The 22395-nt window shown below is 41.3% G+C and carries 22 protein-coding genes; all 22 read left to right on the top strand.

The features are described from left to right. The first annotated feature begins 12 nt into the window (after positions 1-12). Positions 13-663: a putative metallopeptidase gene (locus LVY74_RS02090; protein WP_237813625.1), complete on the top strand. Its 651-nt coding sequence runs from the start codon at positions 13-15 to the stop codon at positions 661-663. 46 nt (positions 664-709) lie between these two features. Further along, the gene (locus tag LVY74_RS02085; RefSeq protein WP_237813624.1) at positions 710-1168 is read left to right on the top strand and encodes a DUF2280 domain-containing protein; all 459 of its coding nucleotides are present in this window, start codon (positions 710-712) and stop codon (positions 1166-1168) included. Next, positions 1128-2495: a PBSX family phage terminase large subunit gene (locus tag LVY74_RS02080; protein WP_237813623.1), complete on the top strand. Its 1368-nt coding sequence runs from the start codon at positions 1128-1130 to the stop codon at positions 2493-2495. Before LVY74_RS02085 ends, LVY74_RS02080 begins: the two co-directional genes overlap by 41 nt. 10 nt (positions 2496-2505) lie before the next feature. Beyond that, positions 2506-3834, top strand: a complete 1329-nt coding sequence (locus LVY74_RS02075) for a DUF1073 domain-containing protein (protein WP_237813622.1) — start codon at positions 2506-2508, stop codon at positions 3832-3834. After that, the gene (locus LVY74_RS02070; RefSeq protein WP_237813621.1) at positions 3788-4675 is read left to right on the top strand and encodes a phage head morphogenesis protein; all 888 of its coding nucleotides are present in this window, start codon (positions 3788-3790) and stop codon (positions 4673-4675) included. The genes LVY74_RS02075 and LVY74_RS02070 overlap by 47 nt, the downstream gene beginning before the upstream one ends. After that, positions 4672-5886 (top strand): DUF2213 domain-containing protein, encoded by a 1215-nt coding sequence (locus LVY74_RS02065; protein ID WP_237813620.1) that lies wholly within the window; start codon positions 4672-4674, stop codon positions 5884-5886. Before LVY74_RS02070 ends, LVY74_RS02065 begins: the two co-directional genes overlap by 4 nt. A 12-nt stretch (positions 5887-5898) precedes the next feature. Further along, complete coding sequence (locus tag LVY74_RS02060) at positions 5899-6366, top strand: structural cement protein Gp24 (protein ID WP_237813619.1); 468 nt, start codon at positions 5899-5901, stop codon at positions 6364-6366. Between the two features lie 3 nt (positions 6367-6369). Then, the gene (locus LVY74_RS02055) at positions 6370-7374 is read left to right on the top strand and encodes a major capsid family protein (protein WP_237813618.1); all 1005 of its coding nucleotides are present in this window, start codon (positions 6370-6372) and stop codon (positions 7372-7374) included. Positions 7375-7441: 67 nt separating this feature from the next. After that, a complete protein-coding gene (locus LVY74_RS02050) occupies positions 7442-7669 on the top strand; it encodes a hypothetical protein (protein ID WP_237813617.1) in 228 nt (75 codons plus the stop codon). 10 nt (positions 7670-7679) lie between these two features. Beyond that, positions 7680-8165: a hypothetical protein gene (locus LVY74_RS02045; RefSeq protein ID WP_237813616.1), complete on the top strand. Its 486-nt coding sequence runs from the start codon at positions 7680-7682 to the stop codon at positions 8163-8165. Between the two features lie 8 nt (positions 8166-8173). After that, on the top strand, positions 8174-8566 hold the full coding sequence (locus LVY74_RS02040; RefSeq protein WP_237813615.1) for a gp436 family protein: 393 nt from the start codon (positions 8174-8176) through the stop codon (positions 8564-8566). Between the two features lie 2 nt (positions 8567-8568). Then, positions 8569-9012, top strand: a complete 444-nt coding sequence (locus LVY74_RS02035; RefSeq protein ID WP_237813614.1) for a phage tail terminator protein — start codon at positions 8569-8571, stop codon at positions 9010-9012. A 10-nt stretch (positions 9013-9022) separates the two neighbouring features. Continuing rightward, positions 9023-9784 carry a hypothetical protein gene (locus LVY74_RS02030; protein ID WP_237813613.1) on the top strand — a complete coding sequence of 254 codons (762 nt, stop codon included), beginning with the start codon at positions 9023-9025 and terminating at the stop codon, positions 9782-9784. 78 nt (positions 9785-9862) lie between these two features. After that, entirely contained in the window at positions 9863-10447 is a 585-nt protein-coding gene (locus tag LVY74_RS02025) for a hypothetical protein (RefSeq protein WP_237813612.1), read from the top strand. Positions 10448-10510: 63 nt separating this feature from the next. Continuing rightward, entirely contained in the window at positions 10511-10951 is a 441-nt protein-coding gene (locus LVY74_RS02020; RefSeq protein ID WP_237813611.1) for a hypothetical protein, read from the top strand. Between the two features lie 187 nt (positions 10952-11138). Beyond that, entirely contained in the window at positions 11139-12461 is a 1323-nt protein-coding gene (locus LVY74_RS02015; RefSeq protein ID WP_237813610.1) for a DUF723 domain-containing protein, read from the top strand. Positions 12462-12522: 61 nt separating this feature from the next. Next, positions 12523-16314 (top strand): tape measure protein, encoded by a 3792-nt coding sequence (locus LVY74_RS02010; RefSeq protein ID WP_237813609.1) that lies wholly within the window; start codon positions 12523-12525, stop codon positions 16312-16314. A 2-nt stretch (positions 16315-16316) separates the two neighbouring features. Further along, entirely contained in the window at positions 16317-16739 is a 423-nt protein-coding gene (locus tag LVY74_RS02005) for a hypothetical protein (RefSeq protein ID WP_237813608.1), read from the top strand. Then, positions 16729-20298, top strand: a complete 3570-nt coding sequence (locus tag LVY74_RS02000; RefSeq protein WP_237813607.1) for a hypothetical protein — start codon at positions 16729-16731, stop codon at positions 20296-20298. Before LVY74_RS02005 ends, LVY74_RS02000 begins: the two co-directional genes overlap by 11 nt. A 111-nt stretch (positions 20299-20409) precedes the next feature. Then, complete coding sequence (locus tag LVY74_RS01995) at positions 20410-21630, top strand: hypothetical protein (protein WP_237813606.1); 1221 nt, start codon at positions 20410-20412, stop codon at positions 21628-21630. Further along, positions 21620-21991 (top strand): hypothetical protein, encoded by a 372-nt coding sequence (locus LVY74_RS01990; RefSeq protein ID WP_237813605.1) that lies wholly within the window; start codon positions 21620-21622, stop codon positions 21989-21991. Before LVY74_RS01995 ends, LVY74_RS01990 begins: the two co-directional genes overlap by 11 nt. After that, positions 21988-22389 (top strand): hypothetical protein, encoded by a 402-nt coding sequence (locus tag LVY74_RS01985; RefSeq protein WP_237813604.1) that lies wholly within the window; start codon positions 21988-21990, stop codon positions 22387-22389. The genes LVY74_RS01990 and LVY74_RS01985 overlap by 4 nt, the downstream gene beginning before the upstream one ends. Positions 22390-22395 lie beyond the last annotated feature (6 nt).

Raw genomic sequence — 22395 nt, 5'->3', positions numbered from 1 at the left:
TGGGAACAATTTATGAAAAACGATGTCGGCTTTGTTGTTCAGCAACGACCATACCCACCTGATTGGCTTTTCGCATTAGATACACCTAATTTTGCTCCTGCACCTGAATTATGGGCATGGATTAAACGAATCTTTCTTAATCCAGAACATAAATTATTTAACCCTGATCATCAGCATTTGAGTGCTTTTCATTACCCACAAATCGCCGTGATGTGGGCCAATGGTGGATTTAGAAAGCAAGGTCGCTTTGTGGTTGGTCAAGCTGAAAAGATCATGATCAATGCTGGTGGCTGGAAGAAGGCACGGCAAGAAGAACAATATTACCAGTGGTTTCAAATCATGCCTGATTATCTCATCACGATTGATGCCCAATATGCACGACAGGCAAATGATGTGAATTTCTGTGCTTTGATCGAACATGAGCTTTATCACATTGCTCATAAACTGGATGAGTGGGGAACTCCTTCATATAACCGTGAAACTGGCAAACCAAAATTAGAAATTCGCTCACACGATGTTGAAGAATTTGTGGGTGTGGTACGCCGTTATGGGGCAACAAGCAAGGAAATTGAAGAAATGGCAAAAGCTGTGAACTCACGTCCTGAAGTATCAAAAGCTGATGTTTATCATGCATGTGGCACTTGTTATTTGAAGGTGGTTTAAATTTTTTTGCCATTTTACTTAGATGTACTTAGATGGAATGGTGGAAATGGCACGTATTACTAAAAAGGTGAAGCTGTTCATCGTTAGGATGCTTGCCGAGTTTGAAACACCAACTCAAGCATCTAAGTCAGTAAAAGATATTTTTAATATTGATGTGACCCCGCAGCAATGTGAGGCATACGATCCAACAAAAAAGATTGGTAAAGACTTAAGCCAAGACCTACGCGACAAATTCTTTGAATATCGGCGTATTGCCAATGAAGAACTTGAAGCAATCCCAGTTGCAAACAAACGCTACAGATTGCAGCTTTTGCAAAACCTTATTGATGCTTTCCCAAATAACCCAGTCTTAACCCCTAAATGGGCTGAACAGGCTGCTAAGGAAATGGGCGGGCAGTTTACCAATAAGACAGAAACCACAAATAAACAACAGCACGATTATCCATCGGGCTTAGGGCATTTCTATGGGCGTTCCAATTCAAGCGACTCTGAATCCAGTTCTTGAAGCATTTTGGCTAATGCCAGCTCGAAACAAGGTGTTGTATGGTGGCCGCGCATCTTCCAAGTCTTGGGATGCAGCAGGGTTTGCAATCTTTCTCGCAGATAACTACAAGCTACGGATTTTATGTGCTCGTCAGTTCCAGAACAAAATTGAAGAGTCAGTATATTCATTGCTGAAAATTCAGATCGAGCGTTTTGGCTTAAAGCATCGTTTTGAGATTCTGAAAAATAAGATCATCAATAAATACACTGGCACAGAGTTCATGTTCTATGGTCTTTGGCGGAATATTGATGAAGTGAAGTCTTTGGAATCGATTGATATTTGTTGGCTTGAGGAAGCGCATAATATTTCTAAGGAACAATGGGAAATCTTAGAGCCAACAATTCGTAAGGATTACTCGCAGTTTTGGATTGTCTTTAACCCGAAACTGGCAAATGACTTTGTATATAAGCGCTTTGTGCTGAAGCCGCCACCTAAAACGATTTCACGCTTAATCAACTATTTGGAAAATCCGTTTCTTTCTCAGACCATGCTTGATGTTATCAATGCAGCCAAAGAGGAAGATTACGACGATTACGCTCATATCTACCTTGGCGTTCCGCGCGATGATGACGATGACGTGGTAATTAAGCGTTCTTGGCTTATGGCTGCGGTGGATGCTCACACTGTCTTGAAGTTCAAACCTGAAGGCATCAAACGCCTAGGCTTTGACGTTGCCGATGGTGGTGCAGATAAATGTGCCAATGTGCAGACACATGGTTCAGTTCTTCAATGGACAGATGAATGGAAAGCCCGAGAAGATGAATTGCTACAAAGCTGTACAAGAACATATACACGCGCCGTTCTCGAAAACTCTCAGATCATTTATGACAGTATCGGGGTTGGTGCTGGTGCAGGGGCAAAGTTCCAAGAGCTGAACGAAGCTCAGAACCGCCATATTCGTTACAGTAAGTTTGTTGCAGGCGGCAAGGTGTGGCAACCAGACAGCAAGTATAGAGGCACGGACATGTACAACAAGGACATGTTCAATAATCTCAAGGCTCAGTCATGGTGGAGCTTGGCAGATCGTCTACGCAACACATATAACGCCGTTCGCAATGGTCAGCAATTCAATGTTGAAGAATTAATGGCATTCGATAGTAGTTGCCCAAACCTTGAAAAGCTCATGGATGAACTGTCCACACCACGCCGCCAATATGGCGCAGATGGCAAGGTCAAAGTAGAGGGTAAAGAAGAATTGGCAAAACGTGGCATTCCAAGTCCAAACTTGGCAGATGCTGCAATTATGAGCACCACACCAGCGGTTAGCTCTTATGGTTTATTAGATTAGGAGTAACACCTTGGGGCGCAAAAAAACTCAAGCGCAGCAAACTACGACTGTGGTTGATGGCGCTTATACAAACTTTGTAAGCAATCTAAATACTGGTCGAGATAAAGCCAGTCATGGGCATTTTGCGAAAGAAGTTAGCTTAACTGATTATGACTATGAAGCTGTATATCAGGACTGGTTAGCTAAAAAGATCGTCAATCGACCTGTGCAGGATATGCTTCGTGCTGGTTGGTACTACGAAAATATTGACGATAAACATATCAATACGCTGAATGAAGCGATTGTTAAGTTTAAGATTGTTGAGCGACTTTCCAAGTTAATGATCTGGTCACGCTTATATGGTGTGGCTTATCTTTTTCTTGGTGTTGCTGATGGTAAACCATTGGATCAGTCATTTGATCTAAATACCATGAAGCAAGGTAGCTTAAAATTCTTTACAGTTTTGAAGAAAACCAAAGTTTCCAAGATGAATCAGGAGTATTTGCCACTTGAAGAAACAATGGGTGAGCCTGAACAGCCAGTGTATTATCGAGTTTCTCAAGATAATGGCAGACAGCTTAAAGTCCATGCGTCACGTTTGATTCGATTTGCTCAGAATGATGATGAGGAATCATTGTTACTGTCGATCTACTACACCTTGCGAAACTTTGCGAGTACAGCTGCAGGTGCGGCAAGTCTGGTGCATGAAGCAAAGATTGATGTGATTCGCTTTCCTGGTTTAATGGGTGCCATTAATACACAGCTAAAACAGCTTATGGAGCGTTTCTCGGCAGCAGCTTTAATGAAAAGCATTAACGGCATGCTGGTAATCGATAGCGAAGAGGAATACCAGACTAAGTCGTATAACTTTAGCGGTTTACCAGACCTGATGCGTGAGTATGCAGCTCAAACGGCAGGTGCAGCAGATATGCCATTTACAATCTTATTTGGGCAAACAACATCTGGTCTTAACAATAGCGGTGAGTTTGATCTGCGGAACTACTACGACAAGTTGGCTACTGACCAGAATTGGATGCTGCGACCCATACTCATGCCAATATTAGTGCTGATCTATAAAAGCCTGTTTGGAGTTATCCCTACAGGCTTTAATTTTGTCTTCAATACGCTGTGGCAGATGGATGCTAAAACACGCTCTGAGGTCGAAAAAAACAACATGGATCGTGATGTTGGGTACTTAGAGAAGGGGGTTATCACAGAAGCCATGATTGCCAAACAACTTCGGGAAGATGGCGCTTATGACTTTATTGACGATCAGCATATCAAAATCTTAGATGAACTGGCGGTAGCAAATCATGACCCTGCTAACAACCCTAGCGCCGTTGATCCAAATCAACCGTAAGTCGAAACGTGGACCTAAGGCAAAGCCGAAACCTATTTTCGTTTCTCGCAAGATTGAAGTTCAGTACATGACAGCTTTGTTGGCTATCAGTCAGCAATGCCAAGATGCGATTGATGAAGACCTATTGCCTGTCATCACGCAGCGCAATATCGGTGATAGCGCCGTGCTGGTGAATGATGGATTCTTGGATCTGGTCAAAAGTGCCATGAATAAAGTGAGCGATAAGATCACTAAGGCGGTCGATTCAATTGCTTTGCAAATTGCTCAGAAGATTGTGGCTAACCAAAAAGAATCGAGTGACGATCAGTTATCAGTGGTCATCTACAAGCAAACTGGTATTGATTTAAAAGGTTTGCTTAAAGATTCTGAGATCAAGGATGCATTAGATGAAGCCATTTCCTCCAATGTCGCCTTGATCAAATCTATTCCTGTGCAGTACTTCGGCAAGATTGAAACAATCGTTTTTAATGGCCTGCAATCTGGTCAGCGTGCAAGTGAAATTGCTGAGGAAATTAAGAAGCTTGGGCAATCTACCGATAATCGTGCAAGGCTGATTGCTATCGACCAGATGGGTAAGATCAACAGCCGATTAAGTCAGGTACGTCAACAAAGCCTTGGAATTACTCATTACACATGGGTGACTTCTCAAGATGAGCGTGTGCGGCATACACATCGAGCACGGAATGGGAAGCTATTTGCATGGGATGACCCACCAAGTGACGGGCATCCTGGTATTCCTATTCGGTGTCGTTGTGTTGCAGTCCCATATACAGCAAATCTATTTGACCCTGATGCTCCTTCACCAGAAGAAGTAATGAAACAACAGGTACTTCCATCATGAAAAGACAGTTTCATATAAAGATTGGGGACTTCGCCCCAGCACAAACCACAAGAACCCTCACACCAGAGGGTTTTTTATTGTGCAAGGATGCCAAATTAGCCAAAGCCCCACAGATTCGCCAATACAACGCTTATGAGTTTGGCGGTATCGAAGGCTTTAGCAATGATCAGGTCATTAATGTTTTTACAAGTGATGCTGAGCTATTCAATCCAGCAACAATCCAGAGCTTTCAGGGCGTTGATGCAACCGATGATCACCCACCAGGTAATGTGATGAATGCTGCGACTTGGCGTAGTCATCACATTGGTACCGTATCGAATGTTCGCCAAGAAGATGGTTACTTGGTTGCTGACTTATTGATTAAAGACAGCAACATCGTACAACAGATTCAAAGCAATCAGCGCCTTGAGCTTTCCTTGGGGTATGCAGCAGAGCTTGATTTAACTGGTGGTACCTCACCAGATGGCACGCCGTATCAGGCAGAGTTTAAAAACATCGAAGGCAATCATGTCGCATTAGTTCAATGGGGGCGTGCTGGCCCTGATTGCCGTATTGGCGATAGAAACAATCAACACATTAAACCCAAGGGGAAATCCATGGAAATCAAAGTAAACGGCATCCGTTTTGAGATTGGTGATAACCAAGCACTGGCAGATGCATTGCAGTTGCAAGAACAGCAACTTGAAAACTTAAAAGCAGCCAAATTAAAGATTGGTGATAAAGAGTTTTCACTCTCAAGTGAGGTTGTCGCTGTTCAAGCTGTAGCAGATTCTCTACAAACTGAAAACACTCAGCTCAAGCAACAAGTCGTGGATCTGCAAGCCAATCAGGTGACTCCTGAAAAACTTGAAGCATTGGCAAATGAGCGTGCCACGGTTATTGCTGATGCAAAAAAATTGAATCCTGATGTCAAAACAGAAGGGGCTTCTTGTGAGCAAATTAAACGTGATGCTATTGCGGTTAAAGCTGGTGATGCTCTGGTTGGGGCTATCTTGGGTGCAGTTGCAGTGGGTGATGCAAAACCCGATCAAGTTGACACGGTATTCCGTGCGTTGCTTGCAACAGCATCAACTACTCCAGCGCAAAATCCGCTTAACGATCTCTTTGTGGGCGATGGTAAAAATCCCAATACCCCAAATGGCAATGGTCAGCAAGGCAACCAATCTGTTGGCAACAGCAAAGCCAATGCGTGGAAACAATCATTTAATTAATGGAGAGTTGCGATGCAACTAAATGCAAATGTCGCTGTAGTGGGGCAGCGTGTAAAAGGAACCCCCGAAGACGTGCGTTCTATGCCAATGGCTGGAACCGGAACACTCAATGATGGTCAGGTTGCTTGTGATGCGGGTGATGGTGTGCGTTGTGCTGCTTTCAATGGGGTATTACGCCCTGTTGGAATTGTAGTGCATCAGCACATTGGTAAAAACGGCAAAGATGCTGATGGTAATGAAGCCTATCAGCAATATGACGTGCCACCTGTGATGCGCGTTGGTCGTACTTGGGTTAAGCCGACTGTAACGATTGCAACAACTGGCGGCAAAGTTTATGTGCGCTCAGGAAATGCTACAACGGATCAGCCGCTTGGTTCACTACAAGCATCTGCCACTGATGGTACCGAACTTGTCGGGGCAACATGGGATTCAATTTCAAATGCAGATGGCATGGCTATCGTGCAATTACGCGGAGCATAATTCATGCCAACGAAAGAACAGTTAATTAATCGCAAAATTGCATTATTGCAGAAATATACACCTGAATTTAAAGCTCAGGTGGGCGATGCCTTCAATCTGCAAAGCCTAGCGCGAATGCTTGTGCAGTACGAAACGACTCAGGATAATATGGGTCCATTGATGACTGAGGCAACTGAGTATGCCCAGTACATCCCAACTAAAGTGGGTTTCCCTGCTGTGGTTGGTACCAGTCACGATTTGATTCGTAAGTCAGGTGTTGGTGAAGGTCAGGCATATAGTGGTACTGGTGGTGAAGTTCCACTGGCAGAAGTCAAATATGATGAAATTTCATTAAAAACACGTGCTGGTGTGGTGGGGTATCAGTATTCCATCATGGAATTAGCAACCGCTGGTGCTGCTGGTATTACGCTTGAAGCTGACAAAATTGAAGCGGCACGTCTTGGCTTTGAAAAACATATGTCGCGTATTGCGTGGATTGGTGAGCCAAATGAAGGCTTATATGGTTTATTCAACCAAGATGGCGTCAGCCTAAATACAGCAACCACAGCATGGGAGAGCGCTACTCCTGATGCGATCCTTGCTGATATTAACGATGTTTTAGCGGATGCAATTGATGCAAGTGAATATAACCCAGCAATCACACCTGACATGGTGCTTTTACCAACATCGTTAATGCGTGTTCTAACTACACGTCGTTTGGCAGATAATTTAGAAACCACATTATTTGAATGGATTTCTAAAAATAACCTGCTTGCATTGCAGAACAAGCCAGTGACTTTCCGTGGTACAAGCCGCTGTGAAACTCAGGGTGTAGGTGGTACACGCCGTATTACGGTTTATCGCCGTGATCCATCGTGTATTGAAATGCGTATTCCACAGGATTTGGAATTCCTTGCACCACAACCACAAAACCTAGACCTGTTTACACCTGGTCACTACCTGTACCAAGGTGTTTGGTTAAAGCGTGTCGATTCATTACGTTATTTAGACGTACCACAAAAACCTTAACCCATAACAATGCAATGACTAAAAAGCCACAGATGATGTGGCTTTAGTCATTTTAGGAGCATAGAAAATGCCAACTTATAAGTACCAAGGCTCAATGGCCAAAGTTTCAATGAATACCGCATCGGGTGCAGTTGTCTTGAAGAAAGGTGTTGCAACAGAATTAAGTGCTGATCAGGTCAAAGCAATGAAAGCCCATCCAGTCTTTGCAGCTCTACTTAAGTCAGGTGATCTGTCGGTTGTTAAAGATGCTGCTGCGGCAACAGATGCAGGTGAGGGTGAAACCCAAACTTCCTAAGGTGTAGGCCATGTTCAAGATAAAGGCAAAAATATCTGAAGGTGATTCGTGGTTTATACGAAAGATTGAAGAACAAGCCCAGAAATTTACGGGAAAGGTTGAAGTCGGTTTTTTTGACAGTAAGCCACATATCACCAGTGGCAAGGGTGGTAAACGTACCATCACCATGAAGGATCTAGCTGCTATTCATGAATATGGCGCACCTGGTGCAAATATCCCTGAGCGTTCATTCATGCGTGCTTCATTGCAGTTGAACAAAGGTAAGTATGGAAGTTATTTGCTTGCTCAGATGAAGCAATTGCTTCTGTTTAAAACCACACCGACCAAGATTAAAGAAACCTTGGGCATGCAGGCGAAAGCAGATATTCAGTCATACATGGTGAATGGCAAGTTTACGCCGTTAAAGCAATCAACAATCAAGCGCAAAAAGAGCAGCAAGCCATTAATTGATACAGGTCAATTACGGCAGTCTGTGACTTATCGCATTGTGAAATAGAGGTAAAAATGGCTTATATCACCCGTAATGACATGATTGCATGGTTTGGTGAAACAGAGATTGTACGCTTAGAGCGTAACATTTCTGGAAATCAGGCAGGTGATGAGAACGTCACAAACCAAGCAATCTCCAGTGCATGTACTGAAGCTGATAGCTATATTGCTGTTAAATATCCCCCACCATTGCCATCTACACCTGATCAACTTAAACGTGTGGTCGGCAATATTGCGCGAAAAAACCTGTACAAAAGCAAAACCCCTGAAGATGTTCGACAGGATTATGACGATGCTATTTCTTGGCTCAACAAAGTTGCCACAAACAAAGCAGTTTTGATCTTCTTGAATGAGGAAAAGGATAAGGCTGAGGAATATGGCGATTCAGTTGCAATTTTTGTGGTGTAGCTATGACAGTGATTAATAATTATTTTGCAGCCGAGCCGATATTACTGGAACGTATTAAGGCAGAAATGCCAGAGCTAATCGAGGTGAATACGCCGTTCAGTATTGAGGAAATGATCGAAGCCTCTAACTGTGCACCATCGGCAAGCATCATCTATTTTGATGATCGTGTGGCGGATAGTACTGGCAATGGCAAGCTTTCCACTACTTTCCAGCAATGGTTGATTGTGCTTTGTGTGCGTGATGAAGCTGCTCAGCTTCAGGATACCAATTCAATTCGCGCTCAGGCAGATCCATTGATTCGTAAGCTTCTTGATACATTGCAAGGCTTTGATCTAAAGGTCAAAGGCTATCGCCCATTAAAAAGAGCCAATTCCCCTGTGCGGATTGGTGGTCAATCGGGATTTGCATATTTCCCATTCATGTTTGAAATACAGATATTCACTTAGGAGTCATTAGATGGCTGAACAATATAAATTTTTATCACTGCAAGGACGATCTCAAATCGCTCTGAATGTTGCCAGTGGTGTACGTGTTTTACGTGAACTGGGCAACCAGACATCCGTAAAACTTGCAATTAAGGCTGATACATACTCAAAAAATGAAACAAAGACAGGGCAACGTCAGAAAGTTGGCGAGTGGACTAAAACTCGCTCAGTCGATATGACTTTGACATTGGATGAGCAAAAGCCCGAAGATATTGCTTTGGCATTTCAAGCAGATTATCAAGACATTGCTTCTAGTAGCATTCAGGATGCAGATCTTGGCTCAGACTTGAAAGTTGGTGATGTCATTAAACTAGATGGCTTTAACCTAACCAATGTGATGCTAAGTGACTCAACTTCTGGTACACCAGTTCAATTGGTTGAAGGCACTCATTACAAACTTGAAGCTGATTTCGGTAAAATCACGATTCTTAGTTTGGATGGCCTGACTCAGCCATTACTTGCTGATTTTACGACAGGTGATGTTAAGGCAAGTACATTATTCACCTTGCCTGATACCAATGAGTACTACTACTTATTTGAAGGTATCGACACCATTTCAGATGAAAAACTGGCTTTGGAGTTATGGCGCTTAAAGCCGACTGTAGACAGTGAAATGGACTTCATTAATGAAGAAACTGGCGAAATCACAATTAAGGGCAGTGCGCTTGCTGACACAACAAAACAGGAAGACTCTCAACTTGGTGGTTTTGGACGTATTGTTTACTTGGGTTAAAAAGCTCAATTAAGTACAAAAATAGGCACATGGGACGCATAAGCGTCTTTTTTTGTGCCTATTTTTTAGGATTTGATCATGAATGATTTCTTTCTCGCAAAAAATGGGCAGATGATTTTGCCATTGAATGAAGTTGAGTATGCAGTTGGTCAGGTCTGTATGCGTGACTTTGACAAGTGGTTATCTTTTTCTGAGCCTGTAAAGAAATTTATTAATGGTCGTGAATTGACGGATGATTTGCTCAATGAATTAACACAAGATTTTTTTGGTGAGTGTGTTTCGCTGTGCCAGATAGTGGTTAAAGATTTTGTTGTGGATCTATCATGTTTATTGCATATCGCAAGCTTTATTGCGGTGGTCATACAAGCCAACCAAGCTTATTTTGCTGAAAAAGAGGATGAACCTAAGGCTAAACCCAAGAAGAAACAGTCTGAGAAAAAAGATAAAACAACGTGGTTTGATTCATTCCAGATTCTTGTGTCTCATGGCCATTCACACGAAAGCATTATGAATATGACTTATGGGGCATTCACTGAGTACCTGAAGGCGATTAAGCGCCGTGATCAAGAGCAGATGATTCAACAGGTCAACCTTATGCGTATTGCTTATAGTGCGGATGGTGCAGGGTTTAGTAAGTTTATACATGATATGCAGTGTGGTTGATTAAAAAGTGTCTATTTATTAAGATATTTTCAAAATATTGAAATTGTTCTAAATGAGTAGAAGATGGAAAATAAAAAATCAAAAAATAAGCTCTTAATTTTGGTTGGTGTGTTTGTACTGCTGATAATCATAGTCAAGGTGTTTAGCCCAGTACACAATCAAGAAACTGTCTCTATAAACTCAGATCAGGTTGAAGAAAAACAGGCGCCAAAAACTGAAAATAATCATTCAGCAATTATTATGTCTGGTGCATATCAGCCATATACAGCAACAGGATTCCCTAAGCTTTTTGATCAAGTTGGTGAGGATGGCTTAAAGGCTATTTATGAGCATGACAAGAAGGCTGCTAAGTTGGTTTCGGAGCTTAATGAGTGTGACATGGTTGAAACAGCAGCATATTCAGAAAGCATGTCAATCTACCCAACAAAGATAGTGTCGTTTGTAGATTGTAAAAATGGCAATCGCTACTATGTGTCAAATGATGAAATTTCAAAACGCTCATAATGAAAAATAAAGACTTCACATCAATGACCTATGCTTTGGCAGTAAATGCACTTTGGGAATTTTTTGATAACAATCCAAAGTATATTTTGATGAAGTGCGAGCCTATTAAGAATGGAGTTCGAGCGTATTATGTAGTGAATAATTAGCCTTATAATAAAAGGATAAATATACAGGTTTTATAAAAACTATGGCGAAATATACAACTGATGAAATCATTGAACAATTTAAGAAAAAACATGGTGATTTGTATGATTACTCATTGGTTGAATATGTGCACAGTCTTACTAAAGTAAAAATTATATGCCGTATACATGGAGCATTTGAACAATTACCTGGAATGCATAGAAAAGGACAGGGATGTGCTGAGTGTATGTATGATGGCAAAAGAAGTAACTTACTGGATGTTCTTAAGCGGTTTGAATCTGCTCATGGCAATAAATATGACTATTCACTTGTAGAGTATAAAAATACTGACGAAAAAGTAAAAATAATTTGCCGCAATCATGGAGTTTTTGAGCAAACTCCGTGGCATCACCTAGAGGGTAATGGATGTCCAAAATGTATTGGTCGACATAAAACACTAGAAGAAATAGTAAAAGGTTTTGTGGAAATTCATGGTGATAGATATGATTATTCTTTAATTGATTTTAAGTTAATTACTAGAAAGGTCGAAATAGTATGTAAAGATCACGGGGTGTTTAAGCAAACACCACAAAGTCATTTAAAAGGACAAGGGTGTCCTAAATGCGCAGGGACTCAGAAATTAACATTAGCAGAAACAATAAGTCAATTTAAAGAAGTTCATGGGGATCGATATGATTACTCTCTTGTCTCATATACTAATGTTAAAACAAAGATAAATATTATATGTAAAACCCATGGTGTATTCGAGCAGGAAGTTGGAAGTCATAAGGTTGGCAATGGGTGTCCAATTTGTGCAGGTAACTATAACTTGAGTACCGAAGAAGTAATTAAACAGTTTAAGGAAAAGCATGGGGAACGATATGACTATTCAAATGTTTCCTACACTGGGGCTTTTAATAAAGTAGAGATAATTTGCAAAGAACATGGTTCATTTATGCAAACTGCTAAAACTCATAAAAACGGAAGTGGATGCCCTGAATGTGCTATTACCATAGGGCACACGAAAGAAAATTATGTTGAATACTGTAAAAAATTTGCAAATGGGTATTGTTATCTTTATTTAATTGAATGCTTCGATAAAAATGAACTTTTTTATAAGGTCGGTATATCTTATTATGGTGCAAAAATTAGATTTGATTCAAAGCGTAAACTTCCATATGAATTTAAAATTCTAAATGAAGTTAATGGTTTAGCAGAAACAGTTTGGGATTTGGAAAAGCAGATTCATAAATTGCTAAGTAAATATAAGTACTCCCCACAAAAATCATTTAGCGGATCCACAGAATGCTTCTCAAAAATACCTAAAAAGATAAGAGGCTTGATTTCAGAGTTGGAAACATCAAAGCAGCAGATGCTTATCACGTAAAATAGATTATTCATAAACATGACCCACTTAATTGTGGGTTTTTTATTGCTCGAGAAAAAGTATGGCAACTTCAGGTTTAGATTTATCACTTCAGTTAAATGCATCACAACGCGGATTATCTGAAATTCAAGCCGATGTTTCGTCATTGGTCCAACAGTTTCATAATGCTACTCGGGCAATTGGTCAAGTGGGTGATCTATCACAGCTTAGTGGTGAAAGCCTTCGTCAGATGGCTCAATATGGGCAACAGTCGTTATCTCGTCTTGAGACCGAGTTAGCCGCAGCACGTTTAGAACTCAATCGACTTGCCGCAACCAATGCCACACCAACAGATATTGAAAATGCACGTCAACGGGTTGAGCAATTAACACGGGCAGTCGATCAAACCCGTACAGCGGTTGGTGCATATGAAGATGCCGCACGTGCTGCAATGGAAACCCCACCAGTACCGACAGATTTTCAACGTCGAGTTGGTTCACTGGTTAATCAACTTGAAAACGTTGGGCGTACCCTTGATCAGAATGGTAATAGTGCAACCCATACACGTCAGCAACTTGAGCAGCTTGCAACACAAGCAACAGAACAATTACGCCGTTATGAACAGCAACTAAATAATGCACGTCTTGAGTTAAATCGACTTTCAGCCACAAGTGCATCACCTGCTGATATTGAGCGTGCAAGAAACCGAGTCCAAGAGCTAGAGCGCGGTATTAGCCAAGTATCTGGTGCATTAGATGGATACCGAAGCCGAGCGCGTATAGCCAATAATGATGTAGCTTCAAGTACCAATCGGGCAACTGAGTCTGTAGATCGTTTACGCAGCTCGTATGGTGTATTGCGAACCACTGTTACAACTTTGGCAGCATCACTGGCAACTCTTGGTGTTGGATTAAGCGTACAAAGTCTTGCTGAAGCTGCGGACTCATATACCAATCTAAGTGCCAGAATTCGAATCTCTATTGGCGATACAGGTAACTTTGCACAAGCTATGGCTGGTGTGCACCAATCCGCACTAATGACTAACAGTAGCTTGGACGCAACCGCACAGCTCTATGTAAAAATCAATGATGTTGGTAAGACCATGGGTCTTACTCAGCAACAAAGCTTGGATTTAACCAACACCATTAATATGGCCATTAAAAATGGCGGTGGTGCGGCAGCTTCTACAGAGGCGGCTCTTTACCAATTTCTACAAAGTTTAAATTCCGGAATTTTCAGAGGGGAAGAGTTTAATAGTGTTGCAGAGCAAGCGCCTGGCTTATTAAAAGCCATGGCAAATGGCTTAGGTGTGACAACAGGTGAATTACGGAATATGGCTGGTCAGGGTCAAATTACAGCATCCGTTGCGCTTAAAGCATTACAAAACCAGTCCAAAGCTGTTCGTGACGAATTTAGCAAATTCCCACCCACTATTGGTAATGCAATTCAACGTATTAAATCCCAATGGGAAATCTTGATTGGAACAATGGATCAGTCAAATGGTGCATCAAAAACTGTTGCACAGTGGATGATCACCATTGCTAACAGTATGGATATTGTTGACCAATTACTTACAGATATTGGGAATGGTTTTGTTTGGGTTGGTGATCGATTATCAAATATTGATCCAGCAACCATTAAAGAGCTTAAAAATGCACTTAGCTCAGCTTATGAAACCTTAAAATCACTGTTATCAACATTAGTTGAAATAGGTGTATCACTTGCAGATGCACTTAATACATCTTTAAATCAGCTTTTAGGTTTCTCTAGTGGTATTGATTCAGCAAAAGATAAGACCAATGGTTTTACTAAAGTTCTACAGGTAATCAATGTTGCACTTGGATTCTTAAACGACGGTTTTACTGCGATTGGTATCGGGGTTAATTTATTTACTGGGTTTATTTATGATCTATCAGCAGCATGGTCAAGTCTAAAAGCTAAATTCACTTGGGGTGATGCAAAAACTCAAGCACTTGCCGATATGGATGCAATGGCAAGAAAAGCACAGGAGTACTATCAAAAAGCCTCAAATGGTGCTGATCAGTTTAAATCGAAAGGCGTTCAAGCACTCAATGAGATTGGAAAAAACCAAGACCAAAAGAATGCCGAAGCGGTTTCCAGTGCAAAAGCTGCAATGGATCAAGTCCTTTCAGCAAAACAGAAAGAGGGTGCAACTTCTCAACAGGTAGAGGGAAGTAAAGTTAATGCTGTTAAAGCCTATGCCGAAGCAGCAGTTGCAGCGAATAAAGGGGTTATGGATTCAACCCTACAGGCTGACCTATTAACCAAAGGTTATATTGCAACAGTTGATAATGCTGGAAATGTTAGTGTTTCCGCATGGCAGAAGTCAGCTGCATCAGTAAAGGATCAGCAAGCAGCAATTCAAAAAGCAAAAGATGCTGAAAATGAGTACAACACCTTTGTACAAACCAGTGCTGCCAAACGCGTTGAAATCAATCGGCAGATTGTGGCGGCCAAAGCCAGTGGTGATTTAACAGCATTAAATTCCGCTAAACAGGCATTGGCTCAAATTGATGTCGAAGAACAAAAACTATTGGAGAAAAAGAAGCTTTATGCCTTGCAGGCACAACAAGCTGCATCTTCTTCAAATGTGGGTGTTATTAGTGCTGCCAAAGAATCAGCAACAGCTTTGGGTATCGATCTTGATGCAGCACTAGGAAAGCTATCAAGAGGTTTTGCAACAGGTAAGGAGCAAGTCGATAACCTTGCCAAGGGCATGAATGCACTTGGCGCTACAGGAAGTCAGGCAGCAGAAATTGTTTATACTGGATGGTTGAAATGGCTAGGGACAGCTAAAAGCCAAGCTGAAATTGATGCAGCAAAAGCGAAGCTTCAGGAATTTGGTCAAGCAGGAAAACTTTCAACACAGCAAGTTGATGCAGGTCTACTTGCTATCAAGTTGCGTGCTGCCGAATTACCAAGTGCTATTGATCCAGTTACTCAAGCATTTGAAGCATTGGGTATTAAAACCAAGGAGCAATTGGCGCTTTCTGCCCAACAATCCTTAGCAAGTTTCAATACTATTTTGTCTAGCGGCAAGGCAACTGCCAGTGGCTTGAAGTCTGCTTATGAGCAGGTGATGCAAGCTGCTGTTGCATCAGGCGATCAAGCTGTTATTGCAGCGGCAAAATCGAAAGCTGCTCAGGCTGGCTTGAATGTTGAAATTAGTAATACTGGCGATGTGACAGTTAAAACTACACGCGAAATTGTAGATGCATCATCTCAAACTGTTGACTCCGTTGATGCCATTCTACGTTCAACAACACGCGCAAGTAATAGCTTTCAAAACCTCGGTGATACTGCAACGGATCAGGCCAATAAGGTCAAAGATGCTTGGGACAGTGCTGCAGATAGCGTAAGCAATGCAGCCAAAGCAGGCGAGAAAGTCACAGCAAGCAATCTGTGGCTAACCCAAGACTACATCGAACAGCAATTGAAAAGTCAGGGTTATGACGATTCAAAAGCAAAAAGCCTTGCAAGCAAAATCTATAACCAAACCAAAGGTCAAAGTAATACAGGTGCAGCTTATGCATCGCGTGATTACTACTTGAGCCACGGTTATGACAATTCGATGTATGCACAAATGCGGACTGGTTCGAAAAACATCTCGAACTATGCTGCGGTTGATGAGCAGTTGCAGAAATATGCTGAAAAAGCTGCGAAGCAAAGCAAAACCACGACTGATACAACATCAAGTGCAGTCGCAAATCTGAATAATTCAACAGGTACGACACGCACCATCAAAATTGAGGCACCAAATGGCACAACCGCGACAGTAACAGCGCCACAATCACAAGCAGATACGTTAGAAGAAATTTTCTCAACATTGGGGCGACATAAAAAGAGTTCTTAAACATGATCTTAGAATGTAATAGTACAAAGGAAACCGTCCAACTTGAGGACGGTTTTTTGTGGGGAGATGAATTTGATTGGCAACCAATCACACAAAATGTTGAGTTCGCCGTGGATGGCACACCCATTGTTCAGGAAGGAAAAAAGAAGGGAGGGCGTGAAATTACCCTTCTTTCTAAAGACGTTACTCAAGGCTGGATCAAACGCAAAGACTTAAGCAAGCTTTATGACTGGTCACTTGCACAAGCTGAACAGTTCACATTGCAGTTTACATATCCGCATGACAAACGATCTTTTAACGTCATTTTCAACCATAACGGTAAAGCCTTTGAAGCTACGCCAGTCAAAGAATTTCCGACCATTTCGGAAGATGATTATTACAACGTAACTATACGTTTTTTGGAGTTTACACGGGATGGTAATTGAAACGAATAACCTTGTTATCTATGGTTCACAGCGCAATACCGATACAGATGACGGCGGTGGACAGTACAACGGTGAAAAGGTTGAAGGTGGGTATAGTAATAACGTATTTGATGATACATCTATGCTGGATCGGGCAATGGGTGATGTGTCTATGCGTAAAGTATTCTTTGCTCTCAACACCAATGATACAGCGAAGATTATGGGTGCAATCGCATTTATTGCAAAGAATCCAGACGATGAAAATGTGTCTGTTAGCCTATTTTCTACTGAAAGCTGGACTGATACCCGTAGCAGCGCTCAAAACCGTGTAGAGAACTATTTAGCCAAAGGTGGACAGGCTGCTGGGTCATTACTTGATACTGCATATCAGGGCATGAAGCAGATCCAAACAGCATTATTTACCTCAGAAACAGCTTATCCTGCTGGAACAACTTTGGTTCTTGCTCAGAATGAAGGTAAAAGCACAGAACAAATTCAATTTGTCCGTGTAACTGCTGTTGCCACACGTACAGCTAAAATTGTGGTTGATCAAAAAGAAGTTGAATATCAGATTGCAACTTATACGATTAATAGCGCTCTTGAATATGATTTTGTCGGAGTATCAGCAGCACAATGGTATAGCGGAACGAAATCACAGACCTTAGTACGTGAAACCATCGTGGCTGATACGGGTAAATACTATGCTTCAGTAAAACTATTAGAAGATGTTTCCGTGGCTGATACTGTGATTAATGCAAAAAGTGCATATATCCAAATCATTCCAAGCGCTGAAACGGAAATCCCTGTTACCGATGTGAGTGCTTCAGGTGAAAATACGGCGCTAATCGCATCTAATGATGAAACCATTAGTACAAGCAAAAATATCACCGTTAGCACGACTCAGGCGTGTTATATCGGCTGTGCAGTATTGCCAAATACGTTTAGTTGTACTGTTTTTGGTGCAGCATTAACAGATAAAGGCGGTCAATTGGTTGATTCTACTGGCACAGTATATGGCACGATTGACTACCAATATGGACTAATCAATTGGACAAGCAATGCAGGCACAGGAACGGCAACCATCAATTTTGTTTTTAAGCCAGCCGCTACGCCGTCACGACCACAAGAAACATTGCTTATTCAAGTGACCAAGGAAAACCGTGCATTAAACTGGATTCAGACTTTAGCGCCAATCCCTGCGCCAAAATCGTTAAAAGTTTCTTATGTGGCTTTGGGCAAAGTCTATACACTTACGGATAATGGCGCTGGACTATTATCTGGATCAAGTACCGATTTTGGCACGGGTACAATCGAATATAGTACGGGTACAGTCCTTCTAACCTGTGGTGCATTGCCAGATGTCGGCTCAGGTATTCTTATGACTTGGGGGGAAGATTTGCATCTATATTCCCGTGCAGACATGCCAGTTTCAAAAGCCTATTTCCCGCTTGAATTTGATGCAGATAATATCCTGAATGGCTCTCTATCTGTTACATGGCTCTATAACGGTGTGACCAAAACCGCGACAGATGATGGGACAGGAAATTTCACTGGGGATGCAACAGGAAAAATTGACTATGCAGCCAGTACCGCCAAGTTAATGCCTAATGTGCTTCCAAATGGTGGAACCACCCTGAATGTGAGTTATGAAAAAGGGCTAAAGACTGTATTTGAAAGCAATGGAACTGTAAATTCAGAAATTATTGTCACGGGAACTGGGGCAATTAAACACAATAGTGTTGCATTAGCGCTTTCTTTTAGCGGATATACATCAGCAGATGAGGAAGCAAGTGGCAGAGTATGGACGCTCAACTATAAAGATGTCCCCATTGATGAAACAACGGGAAATATGGTTCGTACAGATACAGGGGCAAAACAGGGAACAATCGACTATCTGAATCGGACGATTACCATGAATCCATCCGTTGCTTTTAGTAAATCTGTGACAGCTTATAAATATAGTAACTCTGGCTATCCATATAAATCATATACTTATAAAGCATCAAAACTAGACACGCCGTTAAATAGTGTTTTTACGCTATCAATGAACTATCGAGATACGTCTAGTGCATCAAATGGTAATGAAACACCAACGGGTTCAATATTGCAGTTTGATTTAACAGACGGCTATGCAGAAACAATATTAAGCGGATCAATGCGGTTTCTATTTGGTGGTTCAGTTTATTTTGACCGAGCTGGGCTTTTATATCGTGATCCAAGCGTAACAACAGGATCAGGTACTTATGCTGGTACGGTGCAATATTCTAACGGTCTAGTTAAGCTGAGTTCTTGGAATAGTGGTGCATCGAATGCACCAGTTTTGCAAGGATTGGTTACGACAATGGATAACTTGTCCACTTCACATATTGGGTTTCGTTCAAGTGTCATGCCTTTGCGTCCTGATTCAGTCACGATTCGAGCGACTAAATTAGACGGTGGGACAATTTCAGTTACGCCAAGCACAGATGGGACAATTGATACTGAATCTGCATCAGGCTGGTTTAATTGGGACTATGGCATGGGTGAAATTATTTTTCGTACAAAAACCCAAATCACAGAAACAAACCGCGCCGAAATTGAGGCATACGACTGGTACGACCAGCGTTATGAATATACTGAAGATGCCAAGACCTATATTGATGTCCCAATTTGGGTTTTATCTGATTCAATTGTCTATAACGCCGTGGGGTATAGCTCAATTCCACTGGATGAGAGCATTTTAGGTCTATCAGCCACACGATTACCCACAGATGGGCGTGTACCCATCTTTAGAACAGGTGATATTGCAGTCATTAGCTCATCTAAATCATTTACTTTGCCTGATTACATTGCAGGAAAAACCTATGCTTTAAGTGATCAGCGTATTTCATTTTGTGAGTTAGAGGATTCATCAGGCACAAAGGTTAATACATCGTTATATACCGTGAACTATGATTATGGGCAGTTCACGCTTAGCGGAGATTTTGCATTGGGTTCATTGGTTCCGCCGTTGTCTGCAAAATATCGTTATCACGATATTGGGGTTGTTAGTGATGTTCAAATTAACGGTCAAATCACATTAAATAAGCCAATCACACATAATTATTCTGCATCCGATTCAATTGTTGGTTCTGGATTAGTCATCGGTGATATGTTCGCTCGGTACACCAATAAATTTGTACAGGCTTCTTGGTCAGATGTATTTAATGACAGCGCAACAGGTGCAAGCGTTTCAGCAAATTACAACGATACGCTTTACCCTATTGATGTCACTAACAACGGCGCTATACAGGAACGCTGGGCGATTGTGTTTACCAGCACAACAGCTTTTAGAATTATTGGTGAATATAGTGGACAGATTGCAACAGGAACAATCAATAATGACTGTTCGCCTATTAATCCCGTCACAAATGCGCCGTATTTCACGATTAAAGCACTAGGTTGGGGTTCTGGTTGGGTGAATGGTAATGTCTTGCGTTTCGATACCAAAGCCGCAACTTATCCGATTTGGTGTATTCGCACAGTAAAACCCTCTGAACCTTCTGTTTTGTCGGACTCAGCACAATTTATGTTCATCGGTGATATTGACCGAGTAGCGTAGAAAATTAACCAAAAAACGGCGTTTTATACCAGTTGAAGCGCCATTTTTACCAAATATTTACCACTTTATAGGCCCACTTTTACCAGTGGGCTTTTTATTGAGAGCAAATTCATGATTAAGCAGACACAAACAAAAATGTTTGATTTTTCAGATGTGGGCTTAGATTTTTGTTCAGGCTCAAAGGTTTTATTTCCAGCAGTGTTTAAGAAATTTTTGGCGACTGGATATAATCAGAAATCTGGTGCAACAGTTTCAATCACTGGAAATCAGGTCACATTGAATTTTGGTGTATCGCATGGCTATGCTGCTGATCGTGTGCTTAAAGTAATAGCAACGGGTGGTTATAGCAAAGAAGTGTATATTGACAGTGTAACGGATCAAACAGTTACGTTTACTGATTCAAGTACATCGGCTTTAAGTGGAACAATTACGACATATATTGCACCGTTGGGTTGGTCATTATTATATGAAGATAGCAGTGTTCATCTTTATAAAATGAAGAATCTGAGTGAGCAAGACGTTTATGTGCGTTTTGTTTTTCAGTTAAATGCTGGCTATGTTTCAAGTGTCGGCGTATGCGTAGGGATGAGTGCTGATACAACAACAGGCACAATCACAGATACAGCAACAAATACGCTGCATGCAACGGCGATAACACCACAAACAGGATTTCAATTTGTTCTATGTCAATTGGCAACCACCCAATATAACAATTACACATATTCAGAAGGATATAATTATTTTGGTAAAGGTCTAATTATTGGAAGTATTTACCACTTAGCTATTTTAAATAATGGTTATTATAGCAATACCTGCATGGGGCAAATAAACGCAATTCTCCCATGTTCAACATTGTATTCTGATCTAGATAATCTCAAAAGTCAGATGGTTGTATTTGGTTATAATGCAACCAATGTGTCTAGTACAGCTTTTAATTCATATCCTTTGGTTGCTCAAGCTATATATCTTGGTAATTTATCTTTGGTTTCAAGAAAGAATGGTAATAATTATGTATTAGAACAAGCTACATCAAATTTTGGTTTAAATTCATATTACAGCAATAATATTGATAGTTTTAATACGACGGCATGTTCTCCCATGCCTTTAATTGAGGCATCAACTTCACAGCATCTTGGATATGTCTATGGGGCATATACAGTAAACTATTTTAATGCAAATATCCTTGATCTATCTAGTTCTGCAAACAATCCAGCTATTACAACAGATATTGACTTTAATAATAAAATCGCTTTGCAAATGGCATCATCAGGGTCTTTAGCTGGATCAGCTTTTATTGCTGTGCCTCTTGAGGAGATTAAAATTGTCTCTTAAAATTTTTCGGGCATTTTGGGGAGGATATACCCCAGATTATGCAAAATTGGCTGAGCGTGGTTATTTTGTCATGCCGTCAATTGGTAAAAAAATCATTACAGTAGCAAATGCAAATCAGGGTTTTGGCATTGCCAAAGGTACAGTTAAAAAGCTGGGGAAAATCTATCCCTCTGCCCAAGTTTGCTTATTTCGTAAAGACACAAGGGCATTATTATGGGAAACCACATCTAAAAGTGATGGTTCTTACAAGTTCAGAAATATTGCGATTGGACTTGAATGTTTTGTAGTGGCATTTGATCCAGCACAGCAGTACAACGCCGTGATTCAAGATAAAGTTAAAACGAAGGATGGTAGATTATGAACTATCCAAGCTTAGGCGCTGGCTTAGCCATGCTTGCCGCATTTTCTGCATATATTGATCAGGGTAGCGCTAATGCTACCCTTGTTTTTTATAGTGATAGCAAGCCATCCAGCATAGATACCGCAGCAGATGCCAGCAAAGCACTAGTAACGCTCACATTGCCTAAACCGTCACTGAAACAAACCAATACTGACAGTATTAATTTACAGTCGACAGACACGGCGTTAGTCACAACCGCAGGAATAGCAACGTGGGCGCGGCTATACAATGGCAATGGCTTGGCGATTATGGATTTCACTGTTGGAAGTGATATTACTCTCTTAAATAACAACTTAGCCGAAGGTAGCGCAGTCAATCTTACATCACTGAAGCTAAAGCCTTATTTGGGTGCTGAATAAGGGGGT

It is taken from the genome of Acinetobacter sp. ME22, assembly GCF_022012315.1.
GTDB classification, from domain to species: domain Bacteria; phylum Pseudomonadota; class Gammaproteobacteria; order Pseudomonadales; family Moraxellaceae; genus Acinetobacter; species Acinetobacter brisouii_A.
The sequence above is the reverse complement of the archived record's forward strand: the minus strand, read 5'-3'. Positions and strand labels throughout refer to the sequence as shown.